The organism is Rhodococcus sp. PvP016 (assembly GCF_017832185.1).
GTDB lineage: Bacteria > Actinomycetota > Actinomycetes > Mycobacteriales > Mycobacteriaceae > Rhodococcoides.
The window spans coordinates 1,403,334-1,415,662 of the sequence record NZ_JAFIBH010000001.1; the positions used below are offsets into that span (position 1 = coordinate 1,403,334).

The 12,329-nt window shown below is 66.2% G+C and carries 13 protein-coding genes; 7 read left to right on the top strand and 6 right to left on the bottom strand.

Annotation, left to right across the window (positions count from 1 at the left end; genetic code table 11):
- Positions 1–196 precede the first annotated feature (196 nt).
- Positions 197–430, top strand: coding sequence for a hypothetical protein (locus tag JOE30_RS06585; RefSeq protein WP_204869885.1), 234 nt, complete (start codon positions 197–199; stop codon positions 428–430).
- 273 nt (positions 431–703) lie between these two features.
- Here JOE30_RS06585 and JOE30_RS06590 read toward each other — a convergent pair whose 3' ends face one another.
- Entirely contained in the window at positions 704–1,480 is a 777-nt protein-coding gene (locus JOE30_RS06590; protein ID WP_204869886.1) for an SGNH/GDSL hydrolase family protein, read from the bottom strand.
- 27 nt (positions 1,481–1,507) lie between these two features.
- Entirely contained in the window at positions 1,508–1,993 is a 486-nt protein-coding gene (locus tag JOE30_RS06595; protein ID WP_204869887.1) for a hypothetical protein, read from the bottom strand.
- A 559-nt stretch (positions 1,994–2,552) separates the two neighbouring features.
- On the opposite strand from JOE30_RS06595, the gene JOE30_RS06600 reads away from it, so the two are divergent.
- A complete protein-coding gene (locus JOE30_RS06600) occupies positions 2,553–3,773 on the top strand; it encodes a glycosyltransferase (RefSeq protein ID WP_204869888.1) in 1,221 nt (406 codons plus the stop codon).
- On the opposite strand, the gene JOE30_RS06605 is transcribed toward JOE30_RS06600, so the two are convergent.
- The 3 genes from JOE30_RS06605 to JOE30_RS06615 all read right to left on the bottom strand — a co-directional run bounded on the left by JOE30_RS06605 (position 3,724) and on the right by JOE30_RS06615 (position 6,531).
- Entirely contained in the window at positions 3,724–4,899 is a 1,176-nt protein-coding gene (locus JOE30_RS06605; protein WP_204869889.1) for a hypothetical protein, read from the bottom strand. The two genes, JOE30_RS06600 and JOE30_RS06605, sit on opposite strands and share 50 nt — an antisense overlap.
- Positions 4,900–4,960: 61 nt before the next feature.
- Positions 4,961–6,076 (bottom strand): glycosyltransferase family 4 protein, encoded by a 1,116-nt coding sequence (locus JOE30_RS06610; RefSeq protein ID WP_204869890.1) that lies wholly within the window; start codon positions 6,074–6,076, stop codon positions 4,961–4,963.
- The gene (locus tag JOE30_RS06615) at positions 6,073–6,531 is read right to left on the bottom strand and encodes an adenylyltransferase/cytidyltransferase family protein (protein WP_204869891.1); all 459 of its coding nucleotides are present in this window, start codon (positions 6,529–6,531) and stop codon (positions 6,073–6,075) included. The genes JOE30_RS06610 and JOE30_RS06615 overlap by 4 nt, the downstream gene beginning before the upstream one ends.
- 113 nt (positions 6,532–6,644) lie before the next feature.
- Here JOE30_RS06615 and JOE30_RS06620 point away from each other — a divergent pair, with 113 nt between their 5' ends.
- From JOE30_RS06620 to JOE30_RS06640, 5 genes are all read left to right on the top strand, one after another.
- Positions 6,645–7,406 (top strand): CDP-alcohol phosphatidyltransferase family protein, encoded by a 762-nt coding sequence (locus tag JOE30_RS06620; protein ID WP_204869892.1) that lies wholly within the window; start codon positions 6,645–6,647, stop codon positions 7,404–7,406.
- Entirely contained in the window at positions 7,403–8,674 is a 1,272-nt protein-coding gene (locus JOE30_RS06625; protein WP_204869893.1) for an O-antigen ligase family protein, read from the top strand. The genes JOE30_RS06620 and JOE30_RS06625 overlap by 4 nt, the downstream gene beginning before the upstream one ends.
- 231 nt (positions 8,675–8,905) lie before the next feature.
- A complete protein-coding gene (locus JOE30_RS06630) occupies positions 8,906–9,649 on the top strand; it encodes a polyprenol monophosphomannose synthase (protein ID WP_204869894.1) in 744 nt (247 codons plus the stop codon).
- 89 nt (positions 9,650–9,738) lie between these two features.
- Entirely contained in the window at positions 9,739–10,515 is a 777-nt protein-coding gene (locus JOE30_RS06635) for a GAF and ANTAR domain-containing protein (protein ID WP_239533467.1), read from the top strand.
- Positions 10,512–11,276: a GAF domain-containing protein gene (locus tag JOE30_RS06640; protein ID WP_204869896.1), complete on the top strand. Its 765-nt coding sequence runs from the start codon at positions 10,512–10,514 to the stop codon at positions 11,274–11,276. Before JOE30_RS06635 ends, JOE30_RS06640 begins: the two co-directional genes overlap by 4 nt.
- A gap of 14 nt (positions 11,277–11,290) precedes the next feature.
- Here JOE30_RS06640 and JOE30_RS06645 read toward each other — a convergent pair whose 3' ends face one another.
- Positions 11,291–12,322, bottom strand: coding sequence for a diguanylate cyclase (locus JOE30_RS06645; protein ID WP_204869897.1), 1,032 nt, complete (start codon positions 12,320–12,322; stop codon positions 11,291–11,293).
- Positions 12,323–12,329 lie beyond the last annotated feature (7 nt).

Below are 12,329 nucleotides of genomic sequence, written 5' to 3' on the forward strand. Positions count from 1 at the left end.
GGCTGACTGTTTACCTGATGTGGGGGCGACACACCGTCGTCCTCGGCAACACATCGGGGGATGAATCGTGCGAACAAGTCGAGTAATCATCGTGGTTTTGGGTGCAGGTGTTGCGCTGGTCTGCGGAGCGGGAACTGCCGCGGCGACAACCACATCGGACACTGTGCAGAGTCTCGTTGAGTCGTGGGAGACCGCAGTGGACGAGTGCTCGTCCGGCATGATGACCGGCGCTCTCAGCGGCGCCAGCGTGGGCGGGATGCTGGGGGCCGCGGGCGGCCCCCTTGGTGTGGCTGTGGGCGCGAGCATCGGCGGGCTGGTCGGGGAGATCGGCGGGGGAGAAACCTCGTGCGAAGAGCGCGTCATTTCCGGCCGCGCGGTTCCTGAACCGTCCAGCGAAACCAAGGGACACAAGGGCAGCGGTCGTCGGTGAGTCGTCGGTACGGGCGTACCACCATGGCCGCGCTCGCAGTGTTGTTGCTGTGCGCCGCGGTGGGCTTGATGATCAGTGGCGGACCGCCAGTCATGGTGTGGTGCGCAGTTATTTCAACTCTGATAGCGGCGGTGCGCGCGGTGGCCAGCAGACGGTGGGGCTGACACAGTGCTTGTTGGCCGTATCGCTCGTCGGCTTACCAATTTGTACTAAGATATCCTGCATAGAACGTCAAGCGGCGACGTCAGCGTACTCGTCGAAGCTGACGAATCACTACGACGCTGGGATAGGGGCGCAACTGTCGCCGACCACAAGATCCGTCTCAAGCAACGCTTGAACGAGGTCATTCGCAAATTGAAGGTGGCCACTTTCGTTAAGGTACAGGCCGTCAGGGGTATAGGCGCCTGGATCCCTGAGCCACCCGCGTTGAATCGGATCAATGAAAGGCACACCGGCTTCATCGGCCGCTGACGCAATTGCGTCGCGCACGTCGCCTATCGCTGCGGGGTCGGCGTCAGGTGGCGTGGTCGGTCCGACAGCGACTACCTTGGTCTCGCGTGGCGCTTGAGCTCGTAGGGCTGTAAAGACCGTCAAGGCTGCATCCCGCAACCCTGAACGCTTCTCGTCGCTGATGCTGCCCTGCACGATGATCAGCTGAGGATTGGAAGCCAGTGCGGCTCGGATGCGAGCCGGGTCTGTATACGGGCGGGAGTCGTCGCGGCTACCAGGATTGGTGTACCCGGTGCCGGACTGGGCCACCCGGTTGACCTCCCAGCACTGCGACTGCGCAGCGCGAGAGGTGTACGCAAGGCCGCGGTTATTTACACCAGCACCGTCGGTGTACGAATCTCCAATTATCGAGACGTTCAGGTAGTCGTACTGTCGCGACTGCGGAATGCTCGCGCCGAGCCCCTCGCTTGACTGCGCGGGTCGATTTGCTGCGACATACACGCCATAGGCAATCCCGACTACACACGCGAGAAGTGTCAAGCCCGCGAAAATGAACCATGGATCACTCAAACGTGAACGGTCCCGAGTTGTCGATGCCATACGGGTATTGTGCCGTACCGGACGGTTTCAGCGCGTGTCAGGAACGCCATGCAGTGGCGCCGGACCCACAACCGCAGCAGCACGGATCCGTGTACCGGCAGTCAACTTAACGCCACCATAGACGACAGCGTTGGTGTATATTATGGTGCCGTCGCCGACTTTGGGATAGCGACCGGATGCGTCGGTTCCTAGCGTCACGTTCTGATACAGGGTGACGTCTCGGCCGACGCGCGTTCCCCTGCCCACGACGATGCCGATCGGGTGCGGCAGGATCGGCGGCCCGTCGAAGTGCGCTCCTTTCGAAACGTCGGACGAGAAGGACCTGACCGCCCAGTTACGCCAAAGCACGTGGCTGCGGCTCGCGCGAGACGCCATTGTGAACACCACTGACGCGCGGATCGATGGGTTGAGTAACGATCGCCAGCGCGCCCGCGAGAGCGTTGTTTGCAAAGCGCTCTCGTATGCGCGGCATGCGTCGTCGGTGACCTGCCAGAACTCGCTAATGCTGGGCATGGGCAGATCATGCACCATCGCGGGCTGCAGTTGGCGTCAGGCAGCGTCATGCGAGCCGGGAAGTGCGAACCGCGCGTCAGATTCGGTAACGATTGCCGCTACAAGCGGAGTGGTCTAAAACTCGACGTTGGACGAGGGGCGGCCCCGCGGTGCCCAACTCGCAGGCAACCGCACTGTGCCACGCATCTGTACCGCGCTACGCGTGCAACTTCGGTTGACCCACAGCACTCCACAGGGGCTGATGGCCTGCGTGTGCGCCGGCCATGGTGTTCGAGCATTTCGACGGCCATCGCGGCGGTGCGCGCGATGTCAGGAAGCGGGTGGTGTGGCGAACGCAGGTAACGCCGGGTGTCATCCGTTCGATCTACGTGGCACGCAAACTGGGGTCAAAACCGGCAGAAAGGTTGGTTCGGGGTGGTTTCGTCGGTTCTGGGGTGCTTTAATGAGAACAGCAAGTGAACTGTCGGCGTCGTCCGACCCCTGTCGTCCCAGAATGGCTGCGCTGCTCTAAACCTGCGGTGGTGTCAGCACTTTCGTTGCCCCACATCAGGAGACCCCTGTGGCTCGTCATGTCGCCATCCTCGGCACCCGCGGATACCCCAGCTACTACGGCGGGTTCGAGACCCTCGTGCGCACCCTCGCTCCGTACCTGGCAGACACGGGCTGGGACGTCTCGGTGTACAGCCGACCCGGCGCGACCGTCGACGACGACCCGGCCCGTGACATGCGCATCCAGTCGGTCGTCTCTCGCGGCGTCGACACCCAGTCGCTGAGCACGTTGAGTTTCGGTGCCACCTCGGCGCTGTCCACCGTCCGTCGTCGGCCTGACGTCGCGTTGATCATGAATGTCGCCAATGGCTTCTGGTTGCCGTTCCTGAGAGCAGCGCGCATTCCGACCGTCGTCAACGTCGACGGCATCGAGTGGGAGCGTGAGAAGTGGGGAGCGAACGCTCGACGTGCTTTCCGGCTCGGAGCGAAGCTCACCGCGACCCATGCGACATCCCTGATCTTCGACTCGGTGGGCATCGCAGACAGGTGGCAGACCGGATTCGGCCGGGACGGAACCACCATCGCCTACGGCGGGACCGTTCCCGGCATGCTCGATGTGCCCCTCGGGCTCACCTCGGGCAAGTATGCGCTGCTGGTCTCACGTTTCGTTCCTGAGAACACCGTCGACGAGTTCCTCGAGGCGGCGTCGGTGATCGCAGAGAAGCACGACGTGGTGTTGGTGGGCAGCTCGGGCTACGGCGGCGAGCTGGATGCCAAGGCGGAGAAGCTGGCCGCAGAGAACACCCGCGTCCGCTGGCTCGGCCATGTGCACGACGACCAGCAACTGTTCGCGCTGTGGCGCCACGCCGGCGCATACTTTCACGGACACAGCGTCGGGGGCACCAACCCGGCTCTCGTGCAGGCCATGGCATGCGGTGCTCCCACCGTCGCTCGAGACACCGTGTTCAATCGCGAGGTGCTTGGCGACAACGCAGTGTTCGTGCCTCCTACCGCACCGGAGATCGCCGCAGCTGTCACGGCATTGTTGGAGGCGCCGACGGTTCAGCACCGGCTCGGCGCTGGTGCCGAGGAGCGAGCCCGACACCACTACTCGTGGGATTCCATCTGCGAGCAGTACGACACTCTTCTCCGGCGTCACCTGCCACAGGAGATCAGTGGGCCCAGGATTTCAGCGGTCGGATCCGGCACCACGCCCCGATCCTCCACCGTCCGCACTCATGTCACTGCGGATCGCCCCGCCTCAGGTGTGCCCACAGCAACAGCCCTGTGATGACTCCGCCGGCGCTCAAACAGTAGGGCGCCGCCCAGGAGGCTGCAGAATTCATCGTCAGCACAGCGGCGAGAACACTGAGGCCGCAAGTCATCTCGAGCGCTCGAAGTCCGAATACGAAGCGCGAACGGCGGCGCGCGGTGGCAAGACTCGTCATCGGCAGGGTCGCGGCGAAGACGGTGGTGTACAGCGCCCATCCGACAACAGCACGTACGTCGACATCGAACTCGCCGCCCGTGAGCAAGCGGGACAGCGGCTCGGTCAATGCGACGGCCGTGACGCCGACTGCGATGACGGCTCCGCCGAGAACCGCGGCGCCACGAACTGCATCGCGGGACCGAGGGGCTCGGCCCGACGTGCTCCTGGACGCGAAGGTGCTCAGGAAATAGGAACCGGACCCGTTGGCCACGGTCAACGCGGGTGCCAGCAACAACCGGGCGGCCTCGACGCCGGCCAGTGCTGTCGCACCACCGAACGATCCCACGAGGACACGGGACACCAGAAGCGACAACGGACGAACACCGGCCTGTAACGACCGCCACGCTGCGAATCCGGCGACGTCCCTGACAGCTGCATCGCGGATGCCGGGGTTCCGCAACTCCTCTCGCGGTTGGCGCACCGCGCCCAGCACGGCAGCCCCGACATACCCGATCGCCATGGCGCAGAACATTTGCGTGAGAGTCAGGCGGCCTCCGAGGACCGCGAACGCGGTGAGTGTCGCCAGCGTGACGGCTGCACCCAGTGCGTCGTTGCTCGCGAGCGCCCAGAAAGCGGTGCGAGCCGAATAGATGCGTCTGACGCTTTCGTTCAGCACCCAGGCGGCAGCGACGGCCGCCGCTGCTGCGGTCTCGCGCCCGTCGAGAAAGACGTTCCCGAACACGGCGACGGCGCCGCTCACCATCGCGCCGCCGAGAATCAGGGACCGTAGCAGGGCCGCGCGAACGCGAGGATCGAATCTGTCCAATACGGTCAGTGCGTCGCCGAACCAGCTCGTGTACAAAGCGATTCCGAGAACGAGTGCGCCGTAGATCAGAACGAAGTGACCGAAGCCCTCGGCGCCGAGGAAGCGGGCAGCGACGGCTTGGAGTACGAGACTGGCACCGGCCAGCACGAACTGAGTGACCACGGCTCCGCCCGCCGAGGACGCGACCCTGCCCAACCGGACGCGGCGAGCAGCTTTCGCGGTGTCAGGCGGCAACGGCGAAGTCCACGTTCAGAAGATCGGCCACCGCATCGACGACCTCCCGGTGGTAGCGCTCGAGGGAGAAGCGTCGCGTGGCATCATTGAGCGCTGACGTCGCCATGGCCGTCGCGGCCGTCCAGTCCGAGGTGAGCGCGACGACAGCGTCGGCAAGGTCTCGACTGTTCCCCGGGTCGACCAGAAGGCCCGTGCGTCCATGATCGACGATCTCCAGAAGACCCTCAGTGGCGGATGCGATGACGGGGCGACCACTCAACATGGCCTCCACTGCAACGTTTCCGAAGGGCTCGAGCCTCGACGGGACCAGGGCGATGTCTGCCGAGGCGAGGCTGTCCCACACATCGGTCCGGTGGCCTGCGAAGGTCACGTTGGCACCAGCGCTCGCGCGCACCCGACGTTCGAACGCCTCGTTCCCGGCGAACGAGTCACCGACCACTGTGAGGTGAACCTGCAGACCACGGTCTGCGAGCAACTGTGTTGCACGGACCGCGACATCGGTGCCCTTGCGCTCGGAGATCCTTCCCACCTGAACCAGGCGTACGGGCGAGCCGAGATGCTCACGCACCGCGGTGGAACTGCTCGGTCCGACCACACCGTTGTAGATGACGCGACTCCGCGGCATCGTGACAGTGGAGGCACTCGTGTGGGAATTGAACACCACCGAGTCCGCACACCGGAGCGGTGCGAAGAAGGTACCGCGCACGAGGGAGTTGCGAATGAACTCGGCCTCGTGGACATGACACAGCGTCGGAACACCGGCGGCGCGGCCGGCCATGGTCCACAGCGGGAGGACGATGGTGTTGACGTAGAGCGCGTCGACCCGGTAGCGGCGCAGCACGTCGACCATCGGTCGGACGGCGAGTGCGCCCGAGCTCACGAACCGAGCGAAACCTCTCGGCCGCAGAGAGTCTCGGCGGAGTACCGGGACCGGTACGACCACCACCTCGGCCCCTTCACTCTCCAGAGCGGTGACCAGCGGCCCGGTGGCCGGCAGCGCCACGACCACCCGATGACGACGCAGAAGGGCACGCGCCGACTCGAGAAGCATCCGGTCCGAGCCGTACAACTCGGCAGACGGGTGCGCGAGCAGAACTGTGGTCATGCCTGCGCCGCGCGTTCGATGGAGTCGCTTGCATCCAGAACAAGGTTGAGTGCGCGCCTCAACATCGTGCTGGACGTATGCACTGTGTAGGGGAAGTAGACGACTTCCACTCCGACGGTGGCGAAGTCGCGTTCGAGTCGATCACCGCGCGGAGTGCCGCGCCAGTCGTCGCCCTTGAAGATTCTGTCGAACCGCACGGACTTCCATGTGTCGAGCTTGTCCGGGACGACCTCCTCGAACACCTCGTCGACGTAGGAGATGTGAGAGACGATCTCGAGACGCTCGGCAGCGGGGACGAACGGCCGCTGGCCCTTGGCCAGTTCGCACATCTCGTCGGAGACCACGCCGGCGACCAGATGATCGCACTGGCTGCGGGCGTGTTTGAGGATATTGAGGTGTCCGACGTGGAACAGGTCGTAGACCCCCGGGGCGTACCCGACGATTCCGTGGCGCATGAGGGTTTCTCCAGCATTGAGCGAAGTCAGCGATTGCTTCTACGCGAAAAACAGGTGAATCAAAGGTTATCATCAACCGAACAGTCTGTATCGACCTCAGAACGGAACATCTCATGCATGACGCCGGCCCCTCTCCGTACCGGTCTGCGCTGCACCGTCTGCGGGCCGCTCAGAAACCCGCCCGCGGAACCGCCGCCTATTCGCGGCTCGTCAACCGTCCGCTGGGCCGACGTGTGGCGGCGTACGCCAGCACCATCGGCATGACGCCCGACCAGGCGACGGGTCTCAGTGCTCTGTGTTCCGGGGTGGGCATCGCGATGATCGCACTGGTGCAGCCAACATGGTGGGTCGGCATCGTCGTGGGCCTCGCCCTGATGGCCGGCTATGTCATGGACTCCGTGGACGGTCAGCTGGCCCGGCTCGCCGGGCGAGGATCGGTCCGCGGCGAATGGCTGGACCACACGGTCGACTGCATCAAGACGCTGACTCTCCACTCTGCCGTTCTCGTCGCGTGGTTTCGCTGGTCGCCCTTCGACAGCACGGCGGCACTGCTGATCCCGCTCGGCTACACCATCGTCGCGTCCACGACATTCTTCGGCTGGATCCTGATGTGGTCACTCAGAGCCAAGAACCCGTCGGCGCCCGCGGCTCCGGTCGACGGCGACCGGGAGCATCCCCTCCGCATGTACCTGTTGCTTCCCACCGACTACGGCGCGCTGTGCGTCGCGTTTCTCCTGCTGGGCTTCCCCTCGGTGTTCGCAGTCGTCTACAGCTTCTTCTTCGTCGCCGCAGCGGCCGCACTGGCGCTGGCACTGGTGAAGTGGTGGCGCGAGCTGACGGTGGTGGACTCGGAACGGTCCGGCATCGCGGGATGACTCTCGGCTCAGTTTCCGGTCCGGGCATCGAGGGCCGGACCGCCCCGATCGCTCCGGGAGGTCGTTTCCCCGCCCTGACGACCCATCTGCCACGCAGGCTGTGGATACCGCTTCTCCTCCTGGTGGTCGCATCCATTCCATGGCGCCGCGGGGTCTACTTCTCGGGCGGCCTCGACACCGTGGTGCTTCTCAAGGCTGCGATCACGGTGATCGCAGCCGCGATAGCGCTGCCGACCGGGCGTGCCACCCACCGGCGAGTGCCGGCCGCACCGTTTCTCCTGCTGGGGCTCTATTTGTCCGCCTCCGCGGTCGGGGCGTCGATGTACGGCGACCTCGTCCCCAGCCTCGCGTTGGTGCTCCGAGTAGGTCTCGCGGCGGTGGTCGTCCATTCGTTGTTGACGTCGTTCCACCCGTTCGACGTGATCGCCGCTCTCACCCGCGTGATGTTGGCCGTGGGACTGTTCGCCGCACTCACCGGCCTGCCCACGCTCGCCTCGGGGCGGCTCTCCGGTGGTGTGCCGCCCATTGCGCCCAACGAGATCGCGATTCTGTGCGGCGTTCCGTTCATCGTGCTGTTCTGGCGGGCGGTCTATGTCGAGCGCACCGCAGGCCTCGTACTGCTGACGGCAACCCTCGCGGGCATCGTCCTCGCGACGGCGTCGCGCACGGGCATCGCGCTGTTGGTGGCGTCGTCGTTGCTCGCCCTCGTCCGCGCACGGCACGTCCGCGCGACCGTCATGGTGGCGGCGTTCGCCAGCCTTCCGTTGCTCGTCTACGTCTTCCTCTACACCGATGCAGTAGCCGGGTTCCTCGATCGAGGCGGTACGGGTAACACTGCGACCTTGAACTCCCGCACCATCGCGTGGAGTGCAGCCGTCGATCTTGCACGAGAGCCCTTGCAGCATCTTCTCGGTGCCGGCATGTCTCGCAAAATCATTCCGGTGAGCGGTCAGTACTGGTCGAGTCAGACTCTCGACAGCACCTGGGTGTCCACGCTGGTGCAGGCGGGGTACATCGGACTGCTTCTCCTGGTGGGACTGATCGTGTTCGGTGCATCCGCCGCGGTGGCCGCCGTGCGTCCGGTGTCGGTGCTGCTCGTTGTCCTCCTCGTGTTCTCCGTCGGTCGCAGCATTCTCGAGAGCGGAATGATGGACGCCAGTTCCGGGTTCCTGACCTTCTTCGTGGTGGTCGCGGCGGCGGGCGCCCATCGGTTGCAGCGGGACGTCGACGATCCCGTCGAGAGCGGTAGATCGACTCCGACTCGATGACTCGGGCCGGTGGGTGCAGAATGTCCAGTCGTGCGATTACTGGGTCGTCTTCTCAGCTGGGTGCGGTCACGATCCGCACTGAGGGCTCGACGTGACCATGCGTACACCTGCATGTGCGCGTCGTGCCGTTACACGCGTGACTGACCAGGTCAACCGGGTTTGCGCGCGCGCCAGCGTCGCCGGACGTGTCCGGTTCTTGCGATCTACCGGCCGATCCATCACCATTCCACAGTGTCCGAAGCCTCCGCTGACCCCCGCATCACCGTCGTCGTACCCACGTACAACGAGCGCGAGAACCTTCCCAAGCTGGTCGGAATGCTCACCGACCTGCAGATGAAGAACCTCGGCGTCCTCGTGGTCGACGACGGATCGCCGGACGGGACGGGCGATGTGGCGGACGGACTCACCACCTCCGCCGCCATCCCGGTGAGTGTTCTGCATCGCACCACCAAGGACGGGCTGGGCCGCGCGTACGTCGCGGGCATCCTGCGCGCGCTGGAGGAGGGGGCGGACATCGTCGTACAGATGGACGCGGATCTCTCTCACCCGTGCGAGGCCATTCCACGCATGGTGCAGCGCCTGGAGGAGTCGGACGCCGCCGTGGTGCTCGGATCGCGCTACGTGCCGGGCGGCGCCGTCGCCGAGGACTGGCCGTGGCACCGCAAGGCACTGTCGAAGTGGGCCAACCTCTACGTCAACGCGATCCTGCGGTTGAAGGTCAAGGACGCGACGGCCGGCTTCAAGGCCTGGCGCGCATCGACGCTGCGCACCATCGACGTCGCGTCCGTCGGCAGCAACGGCTACGCCTTCCAGGTGGAGATGAACTACCGCGTGATCAAGCACGGGCTCCGCATCGCCGAGGTGCCCATCCGCTTCGAGGAGCGCGTCGACGGCACCTCCAAGATGAGCCTCGCGGTGCAGCTCGAGTCCGCCGCGGTCCCGTGGAAGCTGCTCCGCAGCGGGATCGGAAAGTAACAGGCGCATTCCGCGTCCGGGACACCGCGCGTGGGACACTGGGTGTCGAGGCGCACAGTGCGTCCTGAGGAGGTTCGCTCGTGGATTCCATGCCCGAGGACCCCACCCGCGACGACGATCGTCACGGTGCCTCGCGTGACGGCGCATCGTCGTTCACCGGCATCCGCCACGTCACCGAGACGTCGGTTCGGCTGACGGGTGTCGACGGTGCCGCGGTCGCGCTTCTCGGCACCTCGCACGATGTGCGTGAACTCGTCTTCGCCACCGACGCCCTCTCGCAGCAGCTCGACGAACTGCAGTTCACCGTGGGTGAAGGCCCGTGCATCGATGCGCACCGCTCCGCCGAGCCGGTCCGGGTGGGCGACATCCGCTCGCCCGATTCCGCGGCCCGCTGGCCCATCTTCGGCCAGGGCGCGGCCACCCTGGGCGCTCGCGGGATGTACGCCTACCCGCTGCTGGGTGGCGCCTCGTCGTTCGGCGTCCTGGAGCTCTACCGCTCGACTCCCGTGGATCTGACCGACGTCGAGCACGACGCGGCCCGCATGTGCGCCGTCGCGATCGCGCGTACGGTGCTCGGGCACTACGTGAACCCGGACGGCACCGCCGATGCAGCGGCGCCCCCGGAGGACGCGCTGGCATCGGAGGACGTCGCCGCCATCGAGGGCGCGGGCCCGTACAGCCGCGCCGACGTCTACGTGGCGGCGGGCATGATCGCGGTGCAACTGGCCGTGACCACCGATGTGGCGATGGATCGTCTGCGCGCGCACGCCTTCGCGCGGGGGCTCAGCGTCACCGAGGTCGCCGCCGACGTCGTGGCCCGTCGGATCAGCATGAGAGCCGAACGAGACAACGGAGGTCCCCGGTGAACACGACGCCCACTCGGCTCGCCCTCGCCGACATCACCGCCACGCTGGTCACTCGCTTCGACCTGCCCGCTCTCCTCGAACGCATCGCGGGCACCGCACTCACCGGGTTCGACGCACACATCGCCGTCATCTCCTTGCTGGACGGCGACGCGCTGCACGCCGTGGCCACCGCCAGCGTCGGCAGTGCGGCGGCCGACGAACGACTCTTCACCTCCGGCCCCGTCCGCACCAGTGCCCGGGAAACGGCCGTGGCCATGATCGGTGACGCCTCGGCGGCGGGAACCAGCCGGTGGGAGCAGTACCGCGCTCTCGCCGAGGAGAGCGGAGTGGGCGCCGTGCGGGCCTATCCCATCGTCGCGCTGGGCGTCGGACTCGGCGCCTTGGCCGTCTACACCGCCGAGCCGTGGGGGACCCAGCGCCCGGACGAGCTGGGACAGATGCTCGCCGACCTGACGGCGCTCGCTCTCACCACCGGAGCGTCGGAGATGCGACGCGTCGACGCGTCGGCCGCCGTGCAGGCCGTACTCAGCGGCGCGGCCACCATCTCGGGTGCGACCGGTGTGTTGGCCGAGTTCTTCGACGACACCACGGCGGCGGCACGCACTCGGCTGTCCCGCCTGGCGCGGGCGCACGGCACCACGGACAGCGAGCACGCCGCCGCGATCATCGCCGCGCAGAACGTTGCGCCGGCGGACATCGGATCGTCGGAGCTGATCCACCGGCCGACGAACTTGGTGCCGCCCCGGCGCTTCGACTCCTGACGTGTTGCGCTGACTCAGGATTCGGCGTAGACCACCACGGTGTTGCGGCCCGCGGCCTTGGCTCGATACATGGCGATGTCCGCGAGGTGCATGCCGTGGTTGATGGTCGAGGCGATCGGGGCCGCCGTCATCCGAGTGGTGTCCAGACACGAGACCCCGATGCTCACCGTCACCGGGATGAGGTCGGCCGGATCGGACAACGCGACGCGGATCGACTCGGCGAGAGCGTGCAGTTCGGTGGACTGCGCGTCGAGCACCACCAGGAACTCCTCGCCGCCGCGACGGGCGACCACCGCGCGATCACCCAGGTGATCCCGCAGGCGTTGCGCAGCGAGCGCGAGCACGCCGTCGCCCGCGATGTGGCCGTGATGATCGTTGACCCACTTGAAGTGATCGAGGTCGACGAGCAGGAATCCCACCTGTGAGCGTCCGCGGAGCTGCCGCTTCGCCTGCACCTCGAGACCCCGCAGGTTGAGCAGTCCCGTCAGCGGGTCGGTCCGCGCGCTGTCGATCTGGCGCTCGAGGTGTCGATGCAGGGAGATCGACGACGTGCTGACGATGGACATCGTCCCGTTGACTGCCAACCAGATGCTCGTCGCCGCGGCGATGGTGGCCATGGCGCCGATCGGTTGCTCACGCAGCACCAGCGCCGTCATCCAGGCGATCACCACGGTGGTCAGCACCAGATGCACCACCACGGTGGCACGTCCACCGAAGAACGCGACGTACGAGCTGATGACGGCGAACAGGGCGCACCCGGCCAGACCCAGGGCGTGACTGCTGCACAGCAGAAGGAAGATGGACGTCCCCACGTCGGCGTAGACGGTGAAGGCCACGGCGACCGCGCGCTGAATGCGGGCGCGGCGCCACCAGGTGAACGACTTACGGGCGGTGGCGACCGCCGCGGCCACGGGAACGGTGGAGAGCAGGACGACGATGGCGGCGACACGCGGAGCGCCGGCGGCCGGGCCGGCGGCGCTGAACATCGTCAGGATGCCGGGGACGGCGAAGGACGGGATCAACACGGCGATACGGCGACGAACCATGTCGACG